The organism is Terribacillus sp. 7520-G (assembly GCF_002271665.1).
GTDB lineage: Bacteria > Bacillota > Bacilli > Bacillales > Amphibacillaceae > Terribacillus.
Genome location: NZ_NQFP01000047.1, coordinates 1 through 22,661, shown reverse-complemented (window position 1 = coordinate 22,661; position 22,661 = coordinate 1). Strand labels below are relative to the sequence as shown.

Annotated in this window: 24 protein-coding genes and 1 pseudogene; 11 read left to right on the top strand and 14 right to left on the bottom strand. The window is 42.9% G+C overall.

The features are described from left to right. Nucleotides 1–60: 60 nt before the first annotated feature. A complete protein-coding gene (locus tag CHH53_RS15665; protein WP_095217076.1) occupies nt 61–693 on the bottom strand; it encodes a copper homeostasis protein CutC in 633 nt (210 codons plus the stop codon). 23 nt (nt 694–716) lie between these two features. Further along, on the bottom strand, nt 717–1,820 hold the full coding sequence (locus CHH53_RS15660; protein WP_233135167.1) for a hypothetical protein: 1,104 nt from the start codon (nt 1,818–1,820) through the stop codon (nt 717–719). Between the two features lie 650 nt (nt 1,821–2,470). Here CHH53_RS15660 and CHH53_RS15655 point away from each other — a divergent pair. Further along, a complete protein-coding gene (locus tag CHH53_RS15655; RefSeq protein WP_095217075.1) occupies nt 2,471–3,523 on the top strand; it encodes a tetratricopeptide repeat protein in 1,053 nt (350 codons plus the stop codon). Nucleotides 3,524–3,535: 12 nt separating this feature from the next. Next, nucleotides 3,536–3,679, top strand: coding sequence for a hypothetical protein (locus CHH53_RS17435; RefSeq protein ID WP_158221585.1), 144 nt, complete (start codon nt 3,536–3,538; stop codon nt 3,677–3,679). 61 nt (nt 3,680–3,740) lie between these two features. Here CHH53_RS17435 and CHH53_RS15650 read toward each other — a convergent pair. The 6 genes and pseudogenes from CHH53_RS15650 to CHH53_RS15625 form a co-directional block, all read right to left on the bottom strand. After that, nucleotides 3,741–4,235, bottom strand: a pseudogene (locus tag CHH53_RS15650) (PTS transporter subunit EIIB); the annotation flags it as partial. A gap of 294 nt (nt 4,236–4,529) precedes the next feature. Continuing rightward, the gene (locus CHH53_RS15645) at nt 4,530–5,750 is read right to left on the bottom strand and encodes a glycosyltransferase family 2 protein (protein WP_233135165.1); all 1,221 of its coding nucleotides are present in this window, start codon (nt 5,748–5,750) and stop codon (nt 4,530–4,532) included. Between the two features lie 828 nt (nt 5,751–6,578). Beyond that, entirely contained in the window at nt 6,579–7,190 is a 612-nt protein-coding gene (wrbA, locus tag CHH53_RS15640) for an NAD(P)H:quinone oxidoreductase (protein WP_095217095.1), read from the bottom strand. A 159-nt stretch (nt 7,191–7,349) separates the two neighbouring features. Then, nucleotides 7,350–8,285, bottom strand: coding sequence for a ring-cleaving dioxygenase (locus CHH53_RS15635; RefSeq protein WP_095217072.1), 936 nt, complete (start codon nt 8,283–8,285; stop codon nt 7,350–7,352). A 575-nt stretch (nt 8,286–8,860) separates the two neighbouring features. Further along, nucleotides 8,861–9,199, bottom strand: a complete 339-nt coding sequence (locus tag CHH53_RS15630; RefSeq protein ID WP_095217071.1) for a DUF3147 family protein — start codon at nt 9,197–9,199, stop codon at nt 8,861–8,863. Continuing rightward, nucleotides 9,184–9,606 carry a MarR family winged helix-turn-helix transcriptional regulator gene (locus tag CHH53_RS15625; protein WP_095217070.1) on the bottom strand — a complete coding sequence of 141 codons (423 nt, stop codon included), beginning with the start codon at nt 9,604–9,606 and terminating at the stop codon, nt 9,184–9,186. The genes CHH53_RS15630 and CHH53_RS15625 overlap by 16 nt, the downstream gene beginning before the upstream one ends. Nucleotides 9,607–10,036: 430 nt before the next feature. Here CHH53_RS15625 and CHH53_RS15620 point away from each other — a divergent pair, with 430 nt between their 5' ends. Beyond that, complete coding sequence (locus CHH53_RS15620) at nt 10,037–10,420, top strand: VOC family protein (RefSeq protein WP_095217069.1); 384 nt, start codon at nt 10,037–10,039, stop codon at nt 10,418–10,420. 50 nt (nt 10,421–10,470) lie between these two features. Here the strand turns inward: CHH53_RS15620 and CHH53_RS15615 are convergent, their stop codons facing one another. Beyond that, nucleotides 10,471–10,884 (bottom strand): YbaN family protein, encoded by a 414-nt coding sequence (locus CHH53_RS15615; protein ID WP_095217068.1) that lies wholly within the window; start codon nt 10,882–10,884, stop codon nt 10,471–10,473. A 317-nt stretch (nt 10,885–11,201) separates the two neighbouring features. Here CHH53_RS15615 and CHH53_RS15610 point away from each other — a divergent pair, with 317 nt between their 5' ends. The 3 genes from CHH53_RS15610 (at nt 11,202) to CHH53_RS15600 (ending at nt 12,825) form a co-directional block, all read left to right on the top strand. Beyond that, the gene (locus tag CHH53_RS15610) at nt 11,202–12,266 is read left to right on the top strand and encodes a tetratricopeptide repeat protein (protein WP_143594507.1); all 1,065 of its coding nucleotides are present in this window, start codon (nt 11,202–11,204) and stop codon (nt 12,264–12,266) included. A 91-nt stretch (nt 12,267–12,357) separates the two neighbouring features. Continuing rightward, nucleotides 12,358–12,576 carry a GNAT family N-acetyltransferase gene (locus tag CHH53_RS15605; RefSeq protein WP_158221584.1) on the top strand — a complete coding sequence of 73 codons (219 nt, stop codon included), beginning with the start codon at nt 12,358–12,360 and terminating at the stop codon, nt 12,574–12,576. Between the two features lie 90 nt (nt 12,577–12,666). Next, nucleotides 12,667–12,825 (top strand): cupin domain-containing protein, encoded by a 159-nt coding sequence (locus tag CHH53_RS15600; protein ID WP_233135153.1) that lies wholly within the window; start codon nt 12,667–12,669, stop codon nt 12,823–12,825. Between the two features lie 35 nt (nt 12,826–12,860). Here CHH53_RS15600 and CHH53_RS15595 read toward each other — a convergent pair whose 3' ends face one another. Next, entirely contained in the window at nt 12,861–13,286 is a 426-nt protein-coding gene (locus tag CHH53_RS15595) for a MaoC family dehydratase (RefSeq protein ID WP_095217064.1), read from the bottom strand. 642 nt (nt 13,287–13,928) lie between these two features. On the opposite strand from CHH53_RS15595, the gene CHH53_RS15590 reads away from it, so the two are divergent. Beyond that, complete coding sequence (locus CHH53_RS15590; RefSeq protein WP_095217063.1) at nt 13,929–15,344, top strand: MFS transporter; 1,416 nt, start codon at nt 13,929–13,931, stop codon at nt 15,342–15,344. A 42-nt stretch (nt 15,345–15,386) separates the two neighbouring features. Here CHH53_RS15590 and CHH53_RS15585 read toward each other — a convergent pair whose 3' ends face one another. Continuing rightward, a complete protein-coding gene (locus tag CHH53_RS15585; protein ID WP_095217062.1) occupies nt 15,387–15,989 on the bottom strand; it encodes a TetR/AcrR family transcriptional regulator in 603 nt (200 codons plus the stop codon). Between the two features lie 148 nt (nt 15,990–16,137). Between CHH53_RS15585 and CHH53_RS15580 the strand changes: the two genes are divergently transcribed. After that, a complete protein-coding gene (locus CHH53_RS15580) occupies nt 16,138–16,875 on the top strand; it encodes an SDR family NAD(P)-dependent oxidoreductase (RefSeq protein ID WP_095217061.1) in 738 nt (245 codons plus the stop codon). A 357-nt stretch (nt 16,876–17,232) separates the two neighbouring features. Here CHH53_RS15580 and CHH53_RS15575 read toward each other — a convergent pair whose 3' ends face one another. Next, nucleotides 17,233–17,718, bottom strand: coding sequence for a tetratricopeptide repeat protein (locus tag CHH53_RS15575; RefSeq protein ID WP_095217060.1), 486 nt, complete (start codon nt 17,716–17,718; stop codon nt 17,233–17,235). A gap of 222 nt (nt 17,719–17,940) precedes the next feature. Between CHH53_RS15575 and CHH53_RS15570 the strand changes: the two genes are divergently transcribed. Both CHH53_RS15570 and CHH53_RS15565 read left to right on the top strand, forming a co-directional pair. Next, on the top strand, nt 17,941–18,153 hold the full coding sequence (locus CHH53_RS15570; protein WP_095217059.1) for a TRADD-N-associated membrane domain-containing protein: 213 nt from the start codon (nt 17,941–17,943) through the stop codon (nt 18,151–18,153). A 378-nt stretch (nt 18,154–18,531) separates the two neighbouring features. Further along, nucleotides 18,532–19,275, top strand: a complete 744-nt coding sequence (locus tag CHH53_RS15565; RefSeq protein WP_095217058.1) for an SDR family NAD(P)-dependent oxidoreductase — start codon at nt 18,532–18,534, stop codon at nt 19,273–19,275. 50 nt (nt 19,276–19,325) lie between these two features. On the opposite strand, the gene CHH53_RS15560 is transcribed toward CHH53_RS15565, so the two are convergent. Continuing rightward, nucleotides 19,326–20,498 carry an FtsW/RodA/SpoVE family cell cycle protein gene (locus tag CHH53_RS15560; RefSeq protein WP_095217057.1) on the bottom strand — a complete coding sequence of 391 codons (1,173 nt, stop codon included), beginning with the start codon at nt 20,496–20,498 and terminating at the stop codon, nt 19,326–19,328. 2 nt (nt 20,499–20,500) lie between these two features. Next, a complete protein-coding gene (ftsW, locus tag CHH53_RS15555; RefSeq protein WP_369819904.1) occupies nt 20,501–21,631 on the bottom strand; it encodes a putative lipid II flippase FtsW in 1,131 nt (376 codons plus the stop codon). Nucleotides 21,632–21,818: 187 nt separating this feature from the next. Here ftsW and CHH53_RS15550 point away from each other — a divergent pair, with 187 nt between their 5' ends. Continuing rightward, the gene (locus CHH53_RS15550) at nt 21,819–22,631 is read left to right on the top strand and encodes a TSUP family transporter (RefSeq protein WP_095217056.1); all 813 of its coding nucleotides are present in this window, start codon (nt 21,819–21,821) and stop codon (nt 22,629–22,631) included. Nucleotides 22,632–22,661: the final 30 nt, after the last annotated feature.

The window sequence follows — 22,661 nt, the reverse complement described above, 5'->3', positions numbered from 1 at the left end:
CCCGGATGCTATAAAACGAAAGAAACAGCCCCTCCTGTTTTCACCTGGGGGGCTGTTTTTTCAATCAACTATTCTTGTTCCATGCACTTCTCTGCAATTCAATGCAGAAATGATGAAGGGAAGGTTTTTACTAGAAATGCCCCCACCAGGCAGGATAATGATTCTATCATTTGCGTAGTCTATATATTCCTTCAACCTGACTAGGTTATCTTCCATCTTCGTATCTAGCGGACCTCCATGGGTAAGGATTCGATGTACCCCGTGTCCCGCCAGCCAATCAATCGCTTTAAGCTGACTTTCCGGGCTTATATGGTCAAATGCCATATGAAAGGTTACCTCCAGCCCTTTTGCTGCATCCAGCAAGGTGAGCATTGCGTCTTCATCAATCCAGCCTGTGTCAGTCAAGCAACCCAGCACTACGCCATCTGTTCCTAGATTCTTTAAATGGATTAAATCCTGCTTCATCATGTCCACTTCTTCTTTATTAAAAACAAAATTGCCGCCTCTTGGCCTTACCATGCTCATGACCTTGATGTTTTTACCGTGACAATACATAATCGTCACATTTGCTACACCATGACTTACTGTGGTACCTCCTGCTGCAAGGTTGTCACACAGTTCAATTCTATCTGCACCTTTAGCGATGACTTCGGGGACATTCTTAAAATTCTCTACACAGACTTCTTTAAGCATATGTAAATCCACCCTGTTATGTATTATTGGTAATTAACAAACGCAGGTGCAGGATCTAGTTCCAGAACCTCTTCCGGTGTCATGACAGGTTCGTCTTTCTGATAAAATACCTTGAATCCGCCATATTGGATAGGCTGATTATGTACAAGCTGATGATAACCCGATCGTTTCAGAGCTGCAATGCCATGGCCGTCATTATTCAGCACCACTTCCACATTCTCTGTGGGCTGGATAGCTTCTTTATTGCTGATGATGATGTCTGCAAATTGGTGGACGATGACAGCCTTGTCAGGAAGTCCATTCTCAGACGCTAGATTCGATACATATTCAATCGCTTCTTGCACATTCTCGCCATCGACATGTCCCAAATCTTCTCCGGGAACTTGTCCCTCTTTCACATGAAATTCCGTATCAATGGCTAGGTGGACATAAGGCAATTTCAAATATTTCTCCAATGATTTTACTTGATTCATGATATTGTCACGGCCTAATTGGACATCGAGGATCAGCAGCGCATCATTCTCTTCGGCTAACTTCGCATATCTTTCCATATCCTCGTCAGCTGTCGCATGCATATAAAGCCCATCCTCTCCAGGATTTCGCTGGGCAACCGTTGCGATCAATTCAATAGCCGGGATAGCCGGTCTTTCCGGATCCAGTTCGGAATAAGCCTTGGTTTGATCCTTCAATTTTTCCATTAGCTCATCCGGGCTGTATTCTCCCAGGATTCCCATGGTCGTAGAATCAGGATGACCATAAAAAGAAACGATTCTATTTTTCTGAAGCGGTCCATCTGTTTCATCTTCCGTTCCTTTCTCCAAGGTTTGGCCTAAAGGAACGCTTCTCTCCGTGTCATCCCCATGCGCCTCTGTTGTTGGCATTTCCGCCAGCTGTGTTTCCGTATAATGACTTTCCAGCGGTCGGGCTGCCTCAGAAGGTTCGATAGCTTGATAGTTTGGCTGAGGCGCGGGTTCCGGAGAACTTGCTGCCTGCTCATCCGAGCTCACTTCTGCATTTTCTTTTGTCTTCGGCTCTTGGTCTTGTGTAGCTGCATCCTGCGAACAGCCCGCTAACAATAAAGCCGGAATGACTGCAAGGCTGGCACCTGCCATGATTAGTTTTTTCACTTTATCCCACCTGTTGTTTAAGAGTATTTCATATGCTGAAAGTGGTCCTGCATCAAACAAATGAATAGTATAAATCTAACATATTTTAAAAGCTGCTTATTGTACATTTCTATGTTATCTATCTACTAACAGCATAATTCAAATAATGGATGAAAAGCTATCGCTTTTCTAAAATCAAATGCAAATAGAGTTTTCTAAAAAGACAAAGGAGCTGCTGTAGTATATCGTGTTCCACTTTATTTCTCAAAATAAATAGTGTTATATTTTTCCTGCGACTTTCTAAGAAGCTATTCAAAGAAACTGGCCCACTACTATACTGATAATGGGAAGTATGAGCTTGCAAGCAGATATAGGCAGCACACCAAAGGGTATGCTGCCTTTTTGTATCTCACTTTCTATATGGAGGACGATTGAAGTGAACATTGCCATAACCAAAATAGTCGTCACTTTCACTGTTACCTTACCTCTAGGCTCGTATACTTATGGAGAAAGTGGTTGAGACAAGTTTTTGGGTCACTTTCTTCGGCGAGGAAAGTGACCCAGTAGATTTGTAGTATAGTAGGTCTATTATTATCGGGTTTCCCAATGTGACAATCGACAAATAACGGTAGAATATACTTATATAACTAAATATAAGGGAGCTTTGAACTATGGGACGGAATGCTTCAGAACACCTTGATATTGCAGGTTATCTGGAAAATTGGTCGGTCAGCATTCGACTAGATAAGAAGGAAGCTGCAACTAATATTTATGAAGATTTGAAAAAGCATACTGACGAGTACGATACTGATTCTCTTATCAGATATTTTTTGTCTGAAAGCCGATACCATGCAATGCATAACAACCTACTGGAGAGTAAGAGATCCTTAGCAAAAGCCAAGCAGTATGAAGAGCACTTTACGGAGCTTAATAAGTACCATTATTACTTTGCTGAAGGGATTACTTATTATTATGAAAAACAACATCAGGACGCCTTACGGTGCTTAGAACAGGCTGAAAAATATTTAGTTCATCTAAGTGAAAAGGCTGAAATAGGAGAATTCCATCTAATAAAAGCGATGGTTTACTATTTCCTCGATATTACAACATTGTCTGCTGTACATGCAGAAAGAGCCGTTGATGCGTTCAAGTCAATTAAGGCAATGAATTTCTTGCTTGCTCGTACAGAGCTAGTCCAGGGCATGAACTATATGGACTTACTTAATTATGAAATGTCTGAAGAATACCTTCACAGAGCATTAGCAACGTGCAAAAAAATAGAAAATAAAAGTCTCCAGGCTTCTACCAATCTCAACCTTGGACTATTATATGTAAAGCGTGAGTTACCTGGTACTGCAATTCGATATCTGGAAGCAGCATTGGAAGGAAAACAAGAACGAATAGAATTGAAAATCCTCTATTTGTTGGCAGATTCCTATTGGAAAACAAACCAATCATCAAAAGCTATGGAAGTCTATACTGAAGGGTTTCAGAAGAGCATCGACAGGGATGATATTACGAAAAAATGGGAATTTGCAATGCTGCACAAAAAATATGAAGATCAGAACAACTTTGAGAGCGTATGGCAAGAGGGTATAGAATATTTCCGGAGAATTAATGATGTTTATAACGTGAGGCTCTTCTCAAGAGAGCTCGCTGAATACTATACTGTAACTAAGGACTATGAGCTCGCGACAAAATACTATCTCTTGGCTCTAATATAAGGAGGAAATTATATGAAAAAGATTATATTCTCTGCAATTCTAATCGGTACAATCATTATCAGTGGAATAGCTGGTTTAGCAAATCAAGAAGGCTTGGCAGAAAAACAAGGTGATTTCGGCAGCGCTATATTTTCCTTGAATTTATTTGATAAATAATAAGACAAGCCTCCCTTAAAAGGAGGCTTTAAGGGAATCTATATATGTTATAGGAAGCTAATGCAGTCGTAACGGCTACCAGCAATGGCAGGAAGTACAATGGCGCATCTCCGACCATGTTCAGGATCTGATAGGTGTGGCTTTCGGATTCCAAGACCCCGATCAGTGCCAGCAAGAGTAATAGTGACTTCAGGATACCACCGCCGGCAATTGCTGGTACGAGCGGCTGGAATACACCGACGATGAAATCAAGAATCGCAGCGCCGATTTTTTTCTTCTCTTTCGGCTGAGCCGCCGCTTCTTCCCCGCCGGCATCCCCGACAAGCTTCTGCAGCTCCTCGTACACCTCCACCACGTCATTACCGATGACAACCTGGCATTGAGCCGTCATCCGGACAGCGATGACGCCTGGCGTACTTTCCAATGCCTTGATATCCGCCTTCTTGTCATCGACTAACGAGAAACGAAGACGCGTGGAGCAATGACCGAGATGGGCGATATTTTCCTTGCCGCCGATATGCTGCAAAATATCCTTCGCGACCTGTTTGTAATCCATTCCTAACCCTCTCTTTCTCGAATGCGACGGGTAGAAAGAAAACAAAAAAGGACCTAATACGGCAAATGAAAATAACTTGCCGAATTAGATCCTGCCTGCATTACCAGTCACATGTCTAATGGTTTTATTTAACTGACTTCAGTATATGCGATGAAAATGTAAGCGTCAACATTTTTCTTCGATTCATTTTATCCATCCGAAAAAGGTTTGCTTTTCTCCCACAATTCCTGACCATTCATTTTCAAAAAACCAGACCTGGTATAGGCCTGGTTAAGCGTGCATGCAAGGTATGCTTCATGACCTGGATCGCAGGTCATCAAGAGATTTCACCACTGTATGAGGAATCGGTTTCCATTCAATCTTCTTGAACAGCGCCACGACGGATATCGGCAAATAAGTAAAGAGGAATAGCGGGAAAGTGAACAGGTAAAAAATCTTTTTCCAGTTTGGACAGCGGATATTTTTCCACTCCATGATTGTTGTAATAAGACCGATTCCAAAAAGAAGGCTGTAGATCCACAAAACACCGATTGCTCCTACTACCAGATATGACTGCAGCAAGGCTTTTCCTTCAAATGGGACAAGCAAAAGTATCACTACGTTCCCGATGAGGCAGAGCATGGAAACAATGACTACCGGCAGGACCGTCATCAACATATCAAAGCAAGAGAATCGATATCCCTTTCCGCGGATCATGCCATGGAACAAATCCTTCCCATAATTCATGAATACCTGATAAAACCCCTTTGCCCAGCGCAATCGCTGCTTCCAGGATTGACTGAAGGCAGCTGGCTGTTCGTCATAGAAAATGGCTCGGCCGCAGTATCCGATCTTTTCGCCCTTGATGATCTGAGCAGCAGTGAATTCGATATCTTCGGTAAGAAGATGATGCACCCACCCGCCATTTTCTTTTATGACATCCGCATGTATCAAGAATCCGGTTCCTGAAATGGCGCAGCTCGTGTTTAAATACATTCTTGGACGGTTAAGGAACTCCGCTTCATACAAAAACCAGAGTGCATACCCAGCCGTGATCCAATTCTGGTCGTAGTTTTTGGAATTACGGTAGCTGGTAATGACCTTATAGCCTTGATTGAAGGTTTTATTCATTTCCGCTATATAATTTTCGTCCAGGAGATTATCCGCATCGAACACAAAGTACCCATCGTATTGTTCCGATGCATGCTCCGTTTCGATGATATGCAGTAAATGATTCAGCGCATAGCCCTTACCGACCTGGTTCTGATTGAACCGCTCCGAAACGATCGCTCCCGCTTCCTCGGCCAGGCGGGCCGTATTATCCGTACAATTGTCAGCTATCACATAGATATCGTACAATTCCTTCGGGTATTTCTGGTTTTTTATACTTTCTATCAGCTGTCCAATGACAAGCTCCTCATTGCGGGCCGGAATTAAAAAAGCATATTTACGAAGAGGGACTTCCTTCTCTGGATGTCTTTCCCTTCTCGCTTTGAATGCAACGATGATATACACCAATTTATAAATGAATATCAACGTAAATATTAAACCTATGTAAAAAGTAAACTGACTCAAAATATCTAACACGTCTCTGACCATCACGCACCCCACATCTCAGAATCTAGCCTGGTAATATAGTTTTTTGTTTTTACTGTTTCTGCATAAACAATTCAACTCTTAAATAATTAATTAAGATCCTGTAAAAAACGTATGAGCGGCAGCACTCATCCTTTAAATGATGACTATTTACGATGCTGCGAGTGACATATTCTGTTCTTCTAAACTAGATACTCCCACATTTTCAGTTTGAAATTTTCCTGGTTTCTTTCAGATACCTGATGGACTGACTTTTCCGGAATTCACCAGTTCATCATTAATCTTTTTGATATACGCTGAGATCAAGCATGATAAGTGTCTTGTAAAATCCTTTTCTCTTTACCCACATACAGAATGTAACAAACTTAGCTTGTCTTATTAAAGGCTATTACTATTAAGATTTTATTAATTGTTTTAACACTGTCTTCAACATCCGTTAATACATTTGGCCAGGGCATGGATCTTTGCCGGGCACACCGGGACAATCCGACAAAATTCCGGCAGAAATCCATCCATAGCCTTAAATAGATATCAAAAAAAGCCGAGAAATTGTCTTCTCGGCTTTTGCAACATTCATTTTTCACTTGTGAGCAGGTCATCCTTTTATCAATATGGATTCAATTGCCCATTAGGGATGGTCGGCGTCTTTTGATCATTCTTCAATTCATACTGAGAGAAGATACGAATAAAAGCGTTTCAGCTAGATGAAACCATCAAAAAACCTGTGTCCCTAAAAGACACAGGTTTTTGAATTCTTTCTATAACCTATCATTGATTTCCTTTTTTAACCCACTCTGCCACAGAAACTGTACGTTTCGCCTGATGCTTCACTGCTGCTTCCACATCTTCGATCATTTTGCCGTCTTGTCCGACAGTAACGCTTGTGCCGTAAGGGTTGCCTCCAGCTGCGAATAGAACCGGATCTGTGTAGCCTGGTGTTGCGATGATTGCGCCCCAATGCATCATGGATGTGTAAAGGGACAGTAGTGTCGCTTCCTGTCCGCCGTGGGGGTTTTGTGCGGATGTCATGGCACTGACTACTTTATTCACTGTTTTACCGTTTGCCCATAGACCGCCTTGAAGATCAAGGAATTGCTTCATTTGGGATGGCATGTTACCGAAGCGCGTCGGTACGCTGAAGATGATGGCATCTGCCCACTCCAGATCATCAGAAGCTGCCACTGGTACATCTTTTGTTGCTTCGACCTGCGCCTTCCATGCTGGGTTTGCATCGATGACGGACTGTGGCGCAAGCTCTTGTACTTGCAGTAATCTTACTTCTGCTCCTGATTCTTTTGCTGCTTCTTGAGCCCATTTAGCCATTTGATAGTTTGTGCCGCCCATGCTGTAATATATCACTGCCAATTTTACGTTTTCCATTTTTTCATTCTCCTTTGTTTTTCCGAATAATTTATCCAAAAATCCCATTTCGATTTACACTCCTCTTATATAGTTTGCTTTAACTTGTCATTTTATAAGAATCACCCCCATTGATTGCGTCAATAGTTCTGCATGTAATTCTTATGCCGCTTTCTCTGCTTAATCCAGCTCCCTCACTTCAAACGGAAGGACATGATTCTCGATTTTTTCTCTATGCTGTTCATATTGCGGCGGCAGCTTCAAGCTTTCACCCAATGTATCCCCTGATTCATCGATTGCGAATCCTGGCGGGTCCGTTGCAATCTCGAACAGGATCTGACCATGCTCCCGGAAGTAGATGGCATTGAAATAGTTGCGGTCCTGGACAGGTGTCACACCATACCCTAGGCTGGTCACATAGTCGCTCCAATCAAGCTGATCCTGATCATCGCTTGCACGCCATGCGATGTGGTGGACCGTTCCGACACCCATTTGGCTCCTTCCGCTCGTTGTCTGTTTGATATCAATGATATTCCCGATATCACCAGCTGCCTGATAGCGGATATAGTCGCCTTCCTCCCCGACCTTCTCCAGACCCATATGCTCTAAAAGCTGTGCTGTTTCACCAGGTCTTCTGGAATAAAGGATGGCACCGCCGAACCCTTTGATCGCAACATCTGGCGTCACACCGCCAAATGTCCAGGTATTTTTTTCTCCTGCTTCCCTTTCCACGATTTCCAAATGCAGCCCATGAACGTCATCAAACTGTAAATACGTTTCGCCGAAGCGTTCCGTTTTCGTATAAGCAATATCAAATTTTGAGAGTCTGCTTTCCCAGAAAGCCAGTGCTCCTTTTGGGACAACATAAGAAGTGACCCCGACTTGTCCGTCGCCGATTCGGCCTTGGTATGCATTCGGCCATGGGAAGAAGGTGATGATCGTACCTGGTTTTCCTTTTTCATCGCCAAAGTAAAGATGATATGTTCCTGGATCATCGAAGTTCACTGTTTTTTTTACGAGGCGGAGTCCAAGGACACCGGCATAGAAATCGGTATTTTCCTGCGGATGGCCAACAATTGCGGTAATATGATGAATGCCTTGCGTTTGTTTTGTCATTTCATATTCACTCCTTTATTTATAGCTTACAAATTCACTGACAGGCTTGCCTTAAAGGGTCAATCCTTTAGCCTATGGAAAGCTTGTTTTTTCGCTAATACAAGGACTTTCGACCATGTACTGCCTATTTGCTGCATATTTCAATTCCTGCTCCTTATCAGGATCCAATACAACGACGAAATTCGTATGCTGCAGATTGAATGCTGATGGTCCCAGCTTTACTACTCAAAGATCTCATCAAGCTCCTTCTTCAAAATTAAATGATTTGGAAGAAAGCTGCTTGCCGGTCTCCTCTGGTTGATTAACTCGGTAAATTGCACCATCTTTTCCTCATCCCCTCATTCACCTCGAATTCGAGATATATCATTAAAAAAATATCATTTAATTCGAAATCGAGATATTGGGTTAAAAAAATAAGCGGTGCAAGAAGAAGTTTTTATCTCGAATTCGAGATAATTATATATCATGTAAAATGAACCTGTCAACTGGTTCTCCTAATATTTTTTTCACACAAAAAGACCGGTACCCTTGCACCAGCCTTTCCTCCTTTTGATGAGAAGCGACTATTTCCATCCTTAAGAAAGGAGCGCAGCCATTTTCTGTTGTACAAACAAAAACAACAGCCAGCTAGCCACCCCAACCAGCAATGCAAAACCTAAATGGCCCGTTATCCGTAAAGCCGCATACAGACAAACAAGCATTACGATGGTTGCCGGCAGACCTGTCACGACTCCCCAGACAAAGCGGGATAATTGAGGTGCAGTTTGCCCCTGGATGAAAAGCCAGAATACACTAAGCAAGCTCACTAGAGGAAGGGCTGCAATGATTCCTCCATAGGTCGGAAATCTTTTTGCAACTTCGGTAACAACCCCAATAATAACAGCACTAATGAGAATCTTCACGACGAAAAACATTTTCTTGCTCGCTCCTCTAACAGTTGAAATCCAGCTAGTATTACCTCCTGCTCCTCTTTGGAAAGTGACTGCATCACGACAGCCAGTTTCTCTTCATCCAATTCTGTATGCTGCTTCACACTAGTCTCCCCCTGCTTGGTTAGCTGAAGATAGACCTTTCGTTCATCGGCTTCCCTCCGCTGTTTTTTGATGTACCCCTTCTGGATAAGGCGTTTCACATGCTCCGATGCTGTATTATGAGAAACCCCCAAGGTCTCCGCAATCCGGGATACATGCACTTCTTTTTCCAATCTGATTGTCTGAAGAATCCTTACGGCTTGGTGTGTCAATTTATCCTGGTAGGTAAAACGAAGCTGCCGGTAAATATTCATATACATTGCATTTAATTGTTGGACAGACAAAATCATCATCCCTTCTTATATAACGATTATATCGTAATTTAAGATAAAAAATCTATACGAATATGAAATGAGCAACATTATTCAACTTGACTTCCATTCCCTTGGAAATGTTACCCTAGGAATATGAGAAACTTAATAAGCAAGCTAATGTTCGCTCTCGCTGGATTAAGTATGCTGACACTTGGGATTTTGATGAATTACCCATTGATCGGCTTTATCATCACATTTCTGCTTTTTTCTGCAGCTATTATTACAGGCTATGGCAAATCATCAAACAAAGCCGGGATAGATTGACTATCCCGGCTTTGTTTTCTTTTTTATAATCCTGAAAGATGATCCACGGAAGGAAAAAACACGGATGAGAGCGTATATAGATTCAAGGAGGAAAGAATATGGACAGCTTACATATAGGATTTAAAGACAATGGTGTGTCTCCATGACAAAACCATCCTTTTCCCATTTACTTCAGATATTCCCCTGCCCCAATCTGCATGTGACGGCTGATTTTTACGGGAAGCTTGGGTTCCGGGCGACGCCTTACCTCGATAGTACAGAGCCGCATATATGTCTCTATCGGGATAATATCGAGCTGATTCTGACGCAATCCGCACTTCACAGAATTTTCCCGAACCGCTTGCAGTATGGCTATGGCTATGATGCTTATTTCATCACGGAAAAGCAGGCCGCAATGCTGCAGGAATTGGTGGATATGGGTATACCCATCGTGCGTCCCTTGATGGTGACCGACTATGGAAACAAGGAGTTTGTTTTTGAAGATATCGATGGCCGATGGATTGCGGTTGGAAATAAAATGACATAAAAAAGACCGTTTCACTTCAGGAAACGGTCTTTCCTCTGATTTATATATAATCATGCGCGAGTTTTGATACCGTCGCTTGCTTGCTCCGGCTTTATCGTTTTTATCTTCTTTATGAAGTAATAATGCTTAATGAGACCAAGTACAATCAAAATTATCTTCACAATCCATATATCAATATAAAATACCGAAAACAAAATGAATGCATCCGCAATTATGTTGATGCGGATTTTTTCTTTAAGGGTCATGCCTTTCTTTTCTTTGATTGCGAGAACGTATTTTGTATAGAAAGTAGTGCTTTTAAACCAATTGTCAATCCGTTTGGAGCTTTTCGCATAACAAAAAGCAGCTGCCATTAAAAATGGACCGCCAGGCAATACAGGCAAAACAATCCCCGCTATGCCAAAGCCCAAGAAAATAGTCCCAAGCAGGAAGAACAGTGCATTTTTAAGCTTTTTTATGATCATCACCTTACTTTTTATATAACTTGGATCATCTCGAATTATAACAAAAAATCAAGATCGAGAGTAAGCAGTTAGATGGCGATTACAGCAGAATCCCGATAACTTTCAGGAATCTGTCAATATAATGGAAAAGGCTAGAAAAGAAGCGTCCTTACCCCGCAAATTCCAGCTCTATCAAATGCTCCCTTTTGGCAGGATATAGAATGGCCTTCCCCCTGCAGCCTTTAACTAAACTCTTTCACCAGTTACATGCAGCTTTATCTACAAAATTCGACGAAAATGGTAAAATATAACGAAAGACTACAATAAAGGGGACGCGTATGGACAGGAGTTTGTTCGTTTTAGATAGGGATTTGACGGCGTCTATGGAGGATTGGTACCGGTCTATCCGGCTGGGGAAGCGCCAGGAAGCATCGGATATGTATCATGAGTTAACGGGACGAATCGAGGAACTGAAACAGGAGGATACACTCTACATTGTATATTTGCTGCTCTCCTGCAGGTTTCATGTGCTTGTATCCGATTTGGAAAAAAGCAAGGCATATCATTCGGAAGCAAGCGGGTATATGCATGCATTTGTTCCAGCATTATATTATTATCATCATCTTGCAGAAGGGATGCAGCTAAGTGCGGAGAAAGAATATATATGCGCACTGGCGGCTTTTGAAAAGGCAGAGGAGTATCTCTCTTCCATTGATGACGAAGTGGAGCATGGAGATTTCCACTTCCGCAAAGCAATGACCTATCATCATTTGGATATTACATCCCTCGCTGTTTTCCACACAGAATATGCAGTGAAAATCTTTGAAAAATATCCTGCATACCGCTATCTGCTTGCCCGGAGTGAATTGATGCGCGGGCTGAATTTCATCGAGCAAAAGGAATTCACTCAAGCGGAGCATACGTTGAATGATGCGCTGTCACATACCGATTTTGAGCATGAAGGCCACCTAGCCGCGCTGATCCAACATAATATCGGATATCTATATACGGTACAGCAAATGCCTCTGGTAGCTATTCCATATCTGACAGCTGCACGGAAGTACCGGACATATAATGCCTATTTGCAGACTTTATTCCTCCTGGCTGATTCCTATTGGAAAACAGGACAGCAGGATTTGGCAATGGATGCCTATCAGGAAGGATTCCAGCTCAGTATCGATGAGAAGGATGACATATTCAAATGGGAATTTGCCATGCTGCACAAAAAGTATGTCGACCGAGCCAACTTCGAAACAGTATGGATCGAAGGCATCGAGTTATTCCGGAAGAAGGGCGACCATTACAATGTCCGTACCTACGCCAATGAATTGGCAGCTTACTTCACCGAAACTGGACAGGATGATCTGGCCATCTATTATTATAAACTTTCCCTGCAATCCTAACATTTTGATGAGCAGGCCAGAAGTATTGCGATAAGGAGGAGCAAATGTCCCGCCAATCCGTTTCACTGAAGCCCATTTCCCAGGAGCTGCCTTGCACGGACTGCTGCACATTGGCTTTGACAGTCTGCAGCTGAATCGGCTGGAGGTCAAGGTCAACGCCGATAACGTTGCATCCCAGCGATTGGTCAAACATGCCGGCTTCCATCAGGAGGGTATCATCCGCCAAAGACGGAAATGGGAAGGGCAGTTTCAGGATGTACTCCTTTTCAGCTTGCTTCAAAGTGAATGCCGCTCTTCTCCCCGCAGCTGAACCGATCGGACAGCTTGAGCTGCTGCGGCTGTCATTGACGGGGAATATCATTGGCATAAGCATGACGATTGTGATGAGGCTTTCTTCATCTTGGAAGGCGAGCTGTACATAGATCTGGAAGATCGTACAGTAAGCTTGCTGCCTGGCGATCCATTCACCATTCCCGCCGGTGTCATGCATCGCACTCGTTCCGATCAGCGAACCGTGAATATTTGCTTCGAGAAATTGAATGAAATAACGAGAAGCTAAAAGGGGACATCATATTGGATGTCCCCTTTCTCTTTTTAATCATTTATAAGTGCACTTAATTCTGCTTGGAATACTTTTACCTCATCTTGATTATAGGTGTTCAGCTGTATGGTTACGATACCATTGCCGCGGCGCTTCGGCACAGTTTCGATCACTTCCGCGATGACCCGCAGTTCATCATCGGGGAATACCGGCTTGATGAATTTGACATTGTTCATCCCGGTTCCAGCCACGACTTCCTCTCCGTAGATGCCTTCCTCGACCCACAGCTTGAAGGATGTGCTCATCGTCTGCATACCAGACGCAATCAGATTGCCGAATCGGCCTTCTTTCGCCTTTTCTTCATCAATGTGCATATATTGTGGATCATATACTTTGGCGAAGTCGATGATATCTTGTTTGGATAATTTGATCGATTCTGTCTCATAGCGCTGACCGATTTTGTATTCACTGAATTTCATTCCGGCACCTCTTTCTTATATAATCTCTGATGATCTGCCTGTATTGATAGAAAAAATATGCTGCAGTATATGACAGCTTATCACACAAGCATTATAAGTTGAAATAGTTGATGTTTAAACCATTTTATATTAGGGTATTTAACTATAGGTCAAAAAAGAGCGGTAATACAAGGATGATCCTTGTCGTGGTATTAACCATGACTTGTATTCATTTGAATGGAAAGATGTATATATCCTTTGTGGTGGAAAGGAGGGAATATATCTCCTTTGCTTGCTGATTTATTTAGGATGATATAATTTCACACTAAATAAGATGCTCTTCAAATTAAATTTGAAAAGCTTTTTTGTATTAAATTTTTGACATGCCACATATTTGCTCCGTTTTCTTTCCCCTTGGTTTTCACAAAACTTTATCAGTATGGTTAAAAGGTTTTTGGTGCACAATAACATCACATAAAACAAAAGTGCATCATTTTAAACCATGACTAATTTATCAAATACATCTTCTTGATATGACGGCTTTGCTGGTTCTTCGACAGCTGCTGAGGCAAAAGCAGTACTGTAGAAAACTTCAAAATCCACCTTACCTTTTTGATGATATTTGTTGTCCTTGTATAACCGCATACCATGGAGTTGACAAAAATGAAATTCAATAAGAAAAAGATCAACGTCGTTGACATTAACAAGGCGAAGAAAAGTGTGTTTGCCACAGGTGTGGGAAACGCGATGGAATGGTTTGATTTTGGATTATATTCCTATTTAGCTGTAATCATAAGCCAAAATTTCTTTAGTGCAGTTCAGAATGATGAATTAAAATTGGTGTTTACCTTTGCAACATTTGCGATCGCCTTCCTCATGCGTCCGTTAGGCGGCGTCATATTCGGCAGGATAGGTGACAAATTAGGGAGAAAGGTCGTTTTGACGACCACCATCATTTTAATGGCTTGTTCTACGTTGCTTATCGGTTTACTGCCTACGTATGATCAAATCGGAATATGGGCGCCTATCCTTCTGCTGGTTGCCAGAATCATTCAAGGGTTTTCAACTGGGGGCGAATACGCCGGTGCAATGGTCTACATTGCTGAATCCTCCCCGGATAATAAACGTAACATCCTGGGAAGCGGACTGGAAATCGGTACGCTTACGGGCTATATATTAGCTTCACTGGTCGCCAGCTTGCTCTTCATTACATTGTCCGATGAACAAATGGCTTCATGGGGCTGGAGAATACCGTTTCTACTCGGTTTGCCGCTGGGTCTTGTCGGACTGTATTTAAGAAGGAGCCTGGAGGAGTCACCGATTTTTGAAAATGAACTTTCGGGTGATGACGGCCAGGAGGAAGAAAGCTTCCTTTCCATATTAAAGAACCACAAAAAAGATATTCTTGTTTGTTTCGTAGCAGTGGCGTTCTTTAATGTGACAAACTATATGCTGTTATCCTACATGCCTTCCTACTTGGATGAGGTTGTCGGATTATCCAGCACTGTCGGAACTGTACTGATCACGGTTGTCATGATTATCATGGTCCCGCTGGCTCTGATGTTCGGTAAGCTCAGCGATATGATCGGAAACAAAACGGTGTTCTTGATTGGTCTGGGAGGCTTATCCCTCTTATCTGCACTTGCGTTTTATTTAGTGAACATGAATGGTTTGCTATTTGTTTCATTAGGTATTCTCATTTTGGGTGTGCTGCTTGCCACTTATGAGGGCACAATGCCTGGATCACTGCCAACGATGTTCTATACCGATATCAGGTACCGGACATTGTCTGTAACCTTCAATGTCTCGGTCTCCATATTTGGCGGGACCACTCCACTGGTCTCGACATGGCTCGTCCATCAAACCGGGAATAACCTGGCACCTGGCTGGTACCTGACGATCGTGAGTGTGATCGGATTCCTGGTGATTTTGTTCTTATTCAAGAGCACTTCAGGAAAATCCCTAAAAGGATCTTATCCAACAGTTGCTACGAAGTCCGATTACAAAGAAGCTGTCGAGAACCCAGAAGACGCATTATGGTGGAAAGCTGAACAAGAAGAAGAAAATAAACCTGTGTGATAACAAAAAAACTCAACCTCGTTTTAACGAGGTTGAGTTTTTTTAACGTCCTATATATTTAAAGGAATGAATATGCGTTTGTGATAACTCGATGACTTCCTTGGTGAACTGTTCTTCTGGAATATTAAAATCCTTTGCTATCAATTCGCGCACGAGTCCATAAAACCCGAAGGCTGTATAGACCTTGAAGTAATCCATGTTAACATGCATATCATTTATCGTTTTGAATTCAAATTGTTCTTTATAAATATGGAGAATCGCATTGGGAAAACGAGTATGCATGCCGGGCAGCGTATCCTCATATTCAATTAGCTCAAAAAAGTTTTTATTCTCATAGATATAAGCGATGAGCGAAAAGGATGGAACATCTATCTCTTTGGTAGAGGTTATCCTTCCTGGTTTGTAATTCATGCCGGCGGCGTTCTCCAGTCCCGTAAACATTCTGTCGAGCAGATCTTCTGCCAATTCGATTTTATCTTGATAATGGAAATAAAAAGTACTGCGATTATAAGCTGCCTCTTCGACAATATCTTTTACAGTGACCGCGTGATATCCTTTCTTCTTGATCAGCCTGATCAATGCCTCGCGAAAATGCTCTTTTGTCCGATTGCGCCGTCTGGATGTCGAATCTTGTTCATGTTCCATTAAAAAAATCCCCCCCTTTGTCAGACACTATTGGATTATCTGTCCAATAAGTAGACATTTGCTTTGAAGCTAATGATTGAGATATGTGTCCAAAGTATTACAATTGAATTGTAACCGATTTAATTCCATTATACTGGGGGAAACAAAAATGGGGAAATTAGAAAATAAAGTCGCGCTGATCACAGGGGGAGCATCAGGTATCGGCGCTGCTACAGCTCGTCTTTTCGCAGCAGAAGGCGCTAAGCTCGTGTTAGTCGACTTGAACGAGGAAAAGGGAAAAGCGATGGAGGAAGAGCTGAAAGCACAAGGTGCAGAAGCAATCTTCATCAAAACGAATATTACAAATGAACAAGAAGTATTAGATCTTTTCAAGCAAGCAGTTGATGCTTACAGCAAAGTGGATATCGTATTCAACAACGCCGGCATCGGCCGTGTACATCCTTCACACGAGTTGGATTATACAGAATGGCGCAACACTGTAAACGTGGACTTGGACGGCGTGTTCTTGGTTGCCCGTGAAGCGCTTCGTGTCATGCTTTTGAATGGAAGCGGCAATATCGTCAACACAGCTTCCATGTATGGCTGGGTCGGATCACCTGGTTCTGCGGCATATAATGCTGCCAAAGGCGGCGTCGTGAACCTTACACGTTCTCTTGCACTCGAGTATGCAGACAAAAATATCCGTGTAAATGCACTATGCCCTGGCTTCATCGACACACCGATCATCCCGGAAGATGATAAAGCTGCACTTTCCACGATGACACCGATGAAACGTCTCGGTAAAGCGGAAGAAATGGCGAAAGCTGTTCTGTTCCTAGCTTCTGATGATTCTTCTTACATGACTGGTAACAGCTTGATTGTCGATGGCGGTTATACAGCACAATAATATCTGGGACAAAAGTGTTTCAGCTAAATGAAAACCCGAACCATGACGCGAATCTTGAAATAAAGATACGCGTACGTTCGGGTTTTTGACGTTAATCTATATTAGCTAAGGCAGAACACGGAACCTTCCTTGTCCAACCGGAACAGACCGTGCAGGAGTGCAGTTCCACAAGCAGGCTGAGGACCGAGGGAGCGGTGCTCAGGGGGTATTGGTCGTTTTAAGCACCAGTGATTTAGTTATTCCCTTCTTCATGGAATGCTTCTATTAGGATTTTGACCTGATCCATTCACCAATCGGCAGGAAGAAGAAAACCGGAAACATAAGTGGCTGACTGAAGAAGAGTCATCCTGTCCTGATTCAACTCCAGACATCATCCAGCTTATCCGCATAAAAAGCAATTGCCTTTCGATACTCCATGATATCTCGATCCGAGGTTGTTTCTGCCAGCAGCCGAAGAAGAATACGCATCGCTTTACCATGCTCTTTTTGATTATATTGCACCATAGCGTAGAAAACAGGAAAAACATTATTTTCCGGGAACAGCTTCATTGCCCTGCCCAAAATTTGCTCAGCTTTTTTATAGTTTCCCAATGTCCGATATGTACTTCCTAACCCTAAATAAGCTCCTTCCTCGTGCTTCTTTGGTAATCCCAGGGCAATCCCTCGTTCATAATAAGGCACAGCAGCAGCTTCCTGCCCAAGTACATCAAAGCTCCATGCACACTGGTAGTTCACTTCCGCGTCATTTGGATAAGCTGCAGCCAACTTGACCAATCTTTCATTAGCTTCCGTCAGATTCCCTGCTTCTCTTAAACGAATTGCCTCAGACAGCTCTTTCATCATCCAACCGCTCCTTCACTTCTTTATGTAAATCCTGCTCACCGGCCCCTTGGATCCCTCCCGCATGACAAGAATGGATCTTGGCTCCAACGCTGTCGCGCCTCGCTGTCTGCATTACCGCCATTATATCGGAAAGTCCGCAGTTTAACAGATAACACATAAAATCGGAGCGGCTTTCTGTTATAATAGTACAAGTTTAACCGCTTATTGGGAGGCTGTTTATTTATGTTAATGAAGAACGCCCTTTACCTCCTCTTTCTCGGGCTGCTTTGTATCCTCGCAGGAATAGGTATCATGATTTGGGCTGGCGATAAATTCTATATCGGCGTTGCATCATTGGTGCTCGGCCTTGTTTATGGCTTGGCAGGGACACTGCTATACCGAAAAGCGAAAAAACGCGCAGCAGCAGTTAAAGCTGAATCCAAAGAACAATCATAGCAGCTCTAAGTGAAGTGGTGACACTAAGGGATAAAAGCCATTAAATATGTGCGTCTCAGCAGCTTGTTTGACAGTATTCACTGACTGATCCAAGACCGTCTTGCTTTCCAGCTTGACGGTTTTCTTTATCCCGGAGGAGCATCGATCAGATATGACAATAAACAAGATTTTATAAGATATCCCCAGCAAATCGTGGATAATGACCATCATACGAGACCGTTGTGTATAAGTGTGTGGATCAAGGGGGAGTGCCGCCTATCAACCAATCCCTTTTTTACTTCTATTTTTAAGATTGTGTCAATTCCTTGACTTGTTAAAGCAAGAAGTTCATCATAAAGTAGTAGGTTAAATTACCTAATAAAATGGGGGTAGAGAATAATGGCAACAATCGAGGGAAAAGTAGCAATCGTAACTGGGGCAGCATCCGGTATTGGTCTTGCCACTGCTGAAGCATATGTGAATAAAGGCGGCAAAGTAGTCCTTGCAGACTATAATGCTGAAGCAGGCCAAAGGGAAACAGAAAGATTGAAAGCCGCTGGCGGCGATGTTTTATTCATTCCATTCAATGCTGCCGACGAAGATTCGATCAAAAGCTTGTTCGATCAAACAGTGGCACACTACGGCCAAGTCGATATTCTTGTAAATAATGCTGGTATCGGAGGCATGGGTGCGACTCATGAGCTATCCTACGAGGAATACCGCAAAGTGATTGCAGTCAACCAGGATGGTATCTTCCTGGCTTCCAAATTCGCCATTCAGGAAATGCTGAAATCAGGCGGCGGTGTAATCATCAATACCTCTTCTGTACTTGGATTCGTCGCACAGCCTGGCGCATTCTCTTACAATGCCAGCAAAGGTGCAGTCAATACATTGACTAAATCCCTTGCAGTCGAATATGGCGATAAAGGAATCCGTGTAAATGCTATCAATCCAGGCTTTGTCGAATCCGGCATGGTGAACAGAGAAGCTCTTGGCGACTTCTACGATGGACTTGTTGCAAAACACCCAATCGGCCGTCTTGGTAAAGCGAGCGAAATTGCACACGCTATCGTATTCTTGACTGAAAACGACTTCGTAACTGGCGAAACGCTTGTAGTGGATGGCGGATACTTGGCTCAATAAATCGGAAAAAAGCCTGCAATGCGTTTGCAGGCTTTTTAATTTGAAATATTTTACTTGCTGAAGAACTGGTGGGCATATGTATTCCGCACGGACATGACCATCCCCAATAGAATCATATTAGAGAATAGAGAGCTGCCTCCATATGTCAAGAAAGGGAGGGATATGCCTTTTACCGGCAGCATTCCTTCCACCATCCCGATATTCTGTACGATCTGGATTGTCAGGCTTAATGCCAAACCTGCACATATAAAGGTTCCGAAGGTATCCTTCGTCTTCGACCCTATCTCCATGATCCTCCCTATCAAAAGGAAGAAGAGCAGAATGACTGCCGATCCGGTAAGAAACCCTCCTTCCTCCGCAATGGATGCAAAGATGAAATCAGTATGCTTCTCCGGTACATACACGTTTCCTCCTTCTATCCCTTTCCCCGTCAAACCACCTGTTCCGACTGCCAAGACAGATCTTGAGCTTTGAAAAGCTTGGTTGCGGTTATCACTCGGATCCAGCCAGCCAATGATCCGTTCCTGCTGATGGGGCTTCAGCTTCGGTATGACATCCTCGTAAATTATCTCTGGTTTAAAGAGAAATAAACAAACGATCATACCGACGAGCAGCATTGGTACCAAGATGCCTATGCCCACTACAACCTTATTCAGTTTTATCATCCCGAGCATCGCTGCTATGGCAAATATATAAAGCATCACCATACCAGTATCAGGCTGCTGGTAAACCAGTAAACTAGGCGGAATGGCAATTAGTAATATCTTGCCCAAAAGCAGTAAATCTTCCTGCATTTCGTGGTTGGGATATTTTTTCTTATGATCATATATCAATTTAGCTGTCAACAAAATCAATGCGATCCGGAAAAATTCCGATGGCTGGACAGAGCCCACAAGCGGAATGCTGAACCACCTTTTGGCACCTAATATATCAGGGGCTATCGACTCTGGAGCGATAGTCAGGAAAAGTAGAGACAGCACCGAAACAATATAGAATGGCCAAGCCAGTAATCGAAGCTGATTCAAATCCAATAGCCTGAACAATAATAATAAGGCAAAGCCTATCAAATAGTTGATGGATTGCCTCAGCGCAAAGTTCTGACTGCCAAATTGACCTCCGGATTGCGTGCTGTAAATGAATAAAATACTGATTCCGCACAGCAAACATACGATGGTCAGGATTACCTTATCGATTTCGCCTAAGCGCAATCTCTTTAAAAACATATTTAACGCCTTCTTTCCGCCAGGGAAATACTATATTGCTTTGAATGCCTTGATATCTGTAAAATAATGCCCATCGTAAACAGATTCACTATCAAAGAGGAACCACCATAGCTTATAAAGGGTAATGGGATCCCTGTTATGGGCAAAAGACCGGAAACCGCACCCAAGTTGAAAACTACCTGCACCATTATCTGAAATAAAAATCCGATAGTAAGCAGGGTCCCAAAAGAATCCTCGGCCCGCAAAGCTATGTATACCCCTTTTATTAAAAGACTGAAATATAGGAAGAACACCGCTGCCAATCCTAATGTCCCCAGCTCTTCCAGAATCACCGCCATGATAAAGTCTGTATGGGCTTCAGGAAGAAAACCCAGCTTTTGCACGCCTCCCCCTATCCCTTTCCCAAACACTCCTCCTGAGGCAATGGCTTCATATCCATTGATCAGCTGATAGCCTTTTCCATCAGCATCACTGAATGGGTCCCGGAAGGATAAGACACGTGCCAACCGGTAAGGTGCAGATACCGCTAAATAAACGACAGCGCCAATACCGACCATAGCTATTGCGAGCAGATGACGCAGTTTGATGCCGGCACAAAGCAGGATAAAGAAACAGGGAATCGCGATGGAAGTAGCAGTCCCCAAGTCCGGCTGCATGAGTATGAGCACGAATACCGTACCTAGCAGCAAGAGCGGGGGGAGAACTTCCTCTTTAAAACTAGTAAGCAATTTTTGTTTTTTTCCGTACACAGATGCAAAATAAACGACCATCGTAAACTTAACGAATTCAGCTGGCTGCAGGGTGACAGGACCTAACTCCAGCCAACGCTGGGAATTATTCCTCGATTCTCCAAACCAAGGTGTGAGGACGAGGATCAAAACCAGTATGGATCCTATGACCAGAAGCGGATTCCATTGGCGGTATAGCTTGTAAGGTAAGAAAAAACCGACAGACATAGCAAACAGGCCAATCAAAAAAGATATCCACTGCCGATGGGAAAAATAGGTTGATACGTCATATTTAACAGAACTCAACGGATAACTGGCACTATATACCATGATCAAGCCGAATAAACAGATACATATGATGAAAAACAGTAATGTTTTATCTACCTCTTTGATCTTAGATAACACATAAAGCATCTCCAATTTAAAAACATTGGCCAGAAGATCACCGGCTTCCGTAATCATACCGATTATGTTGACATTTTGTCAACATAATCGGTATGCACTGGCCATTACATTGACAAAACTTCAACATTTCTATATCGTAGGCAAGTAGAAAACAAAGCCGGATAAATAATGGAGAGGAATTTTAAAAATGGATTTTTGGATCATGCTAGGGAAATATATCGTGTTAGGCATCATACAAGGAATATCTGAACCGATTCCCATCAGTTCAAGCGGACATTTAATCATCGCGCAGCGTCTGCTTGGTTTGGGTGTCGAAGACTTAAGCTTCGAAGTGGTGGTCAACACTGCTTCTCTTATAGCTGTGATACTTGTATATAAATCAGAAATCACCAGGTTGGCTGTTTCCTCCTATGAATACCTTTGGAAACGGGAAGATTCACAGAAGGATGACTTCAAACTCGTCCTCTATCTCATTATCGGAACGATACCAGCTGCTGTTCTGGGATTCCTTCTTAATGACTTTATCGGGGAAAATCTAAAAAGCACCTTCACCGTGGGCGTTGCACTTCTGCTGACTGCCATATCTTTGTTCTTCATCAGGAATATGAAAGGAACGAAGAATATGCACAAAATGGGGTGGAAAGAAGCTCTATTGATAGGAATCGGGCAATCCATTGCGCTCATCCCCGGTATCAGCCGCTCCGGAGCAACCGTCGTGACTGCCATGCTGACAGGATTGAATCGGGATACCGCTCTGATGTTCTCCTTTTTGCTTTATATTCCCGTAAGTTTAGGAGCCAGCATCCTGGAGATTCCCGACTTATTCAGCCAAAATTTCACTTCTGAGAACTTGATCGCTTATGGCGCGGCATTTGCTGCCTCACTTGTATGCACCTATTTCGCGCTGAAATGGTTCATTGATATCATGAAGAAGGGCAAGTTGATTTATTTCTCCATCTATTGCCTATTCTTAGCGATCATCACACTGTTCATCTTATAAAAACGACACCCCGTCCAAGGACGGGGTGTC

Excerpts from the sequence above, each read along its gene's own strand:
- CHH53_RS15665 (WP_095217076.1), bottom strand. The coding sequence starts at position 693 with ATGCTTAAAGAAGTCTGTGTAGAGAATTTTAAGAATGTCCCCGAAGTC.
- CHH53_RS15655 (WP_095217075.1), top strand. The coding sequence starts at position 2,471 with ATGGGACGGAATGCTTCAGAACACCTTGATATTGCAGGTTATCTGGAA.
- CHH53_RS17435 (WP_158221585.1), top strand. The coding sequence starts at position 3,536 with ATGAAAAAGATTATATTCTCTGCAATTCTAATCGGTACAATCATTATC.
- wrbA (WP_095217095.1), bottom strand. The coding sequence starts at position 7,190 with ATGGAAAACGTAAAATTGGCAGTGATATATTACAGCATGGGCGGCACA.
- CHH53_RS15635 (WP_095217072.1), bottom strand. The coding sequence starts at position 8,285 with ATGACAAAACAAACGCAAGGCATTCATCATATTACCGCAATTGTTGGC.
- CHH53_RS15630 (WP_095217071.1), bottom strand. The coding sequence starts at position 9,199 with ATGTTTTTCGTCGTGAAGATTCTCATTAGTGCTGTTATTATTGGGGTT.
- CHH53_RS15625 (WP_095217070.1), bottom strand. The coding sequence starts at position 9,606 with ATGATTTTGTCTGTCCAACAATTAAATGCAATGTATATGAATATTTAC.
- CHH53_RS15620 (WP_095217069.1), top strand. The coding sequence starts at position 10,037 with ATGACAAAACCATCCTTTTCCCATTTACTTCAGATATTCCCCTGCCCC.
- CHH53_RS15615 (WP_095217068.1), bottom strand. The coding sequence starts at position 10,884 with ATGATCATAAAAAAGCTTAAAAATGCACTGTTCTTCCTGCTTGGGACT.
- CHH53_RS15610 (WP_143594507.1), top strand. The coding sequence starts at position 11,202 with ATGGACAGGAGTTTGTTCGTTTTAGATAGGGATTTGACGGCGTCTATG.
- CHH53_RS15595 (WP_095217064.1), bottom strand. The coding sequence starts at position 13,286 with ATGAAATTCAGTGAATACAAAATCGGTCAGCGCTATGAGACAGAATCG.
- CHH53_RS15590 (WP_095217063.1), top strand. The coding sequence starts at position 13,929 with ATGAAATTCAATAAGAAAAAGATCAACGTCGTTGACATTAACAAGGCG.
- CHH53_RS15585 (WP_095217062.1), bottom strand. The coding sequence starts at position 15,989 with ATGGAACATGAACAAGATTCGACATCCAGACGGCGCAATCGGACAAAA.
- CHH53_RS15580 (WP_095217061.1), top strand. The coding sequence starts at position 16,138 with ATGGGGAAATTAGAAAATAAAGTCGCGCTGATCACAGGGGGAGCATCA.
- CHH53_RS15575 (WP_095217060.1), bottom strand. The coding sequence starts at position 17,718 with ATGATGAAAGAGCTGTCTGAGGCAATTCGTTTAAGAGAAGCAGGGAAT.
- CHH53_RS15570 (WP_095217059.1), top strand. The coding sequence starts at position 17,941 with ATGTTAATGAAGAACGCCCTTTACCTCCTCTTTCTCGGGCTGCTTTGT.
- CHH53_RS15565 (WP_095217058.1), top strand. The coding sequence starts at position 18,532 with ATGGCAACAATCGAGGGAAAAGTAGCAATCGTAACTGGGGCAGCATCC.
- CHH53_RS15560 (WP_095217057.1), bottom strand. The coding sequence starts at position 20,498 with ATGTTTTTAAAGAGATTGCGCTTAGGCGAAATCGATAAGGTAATCCTG.
- CHH53_RS15550 (WP_095217056.1), top strand. The coding sequence starts at position 21,819 with ATGGATTTTTGGATCATGCTAGGGAAATATATCGTGTTAGGCATCATA.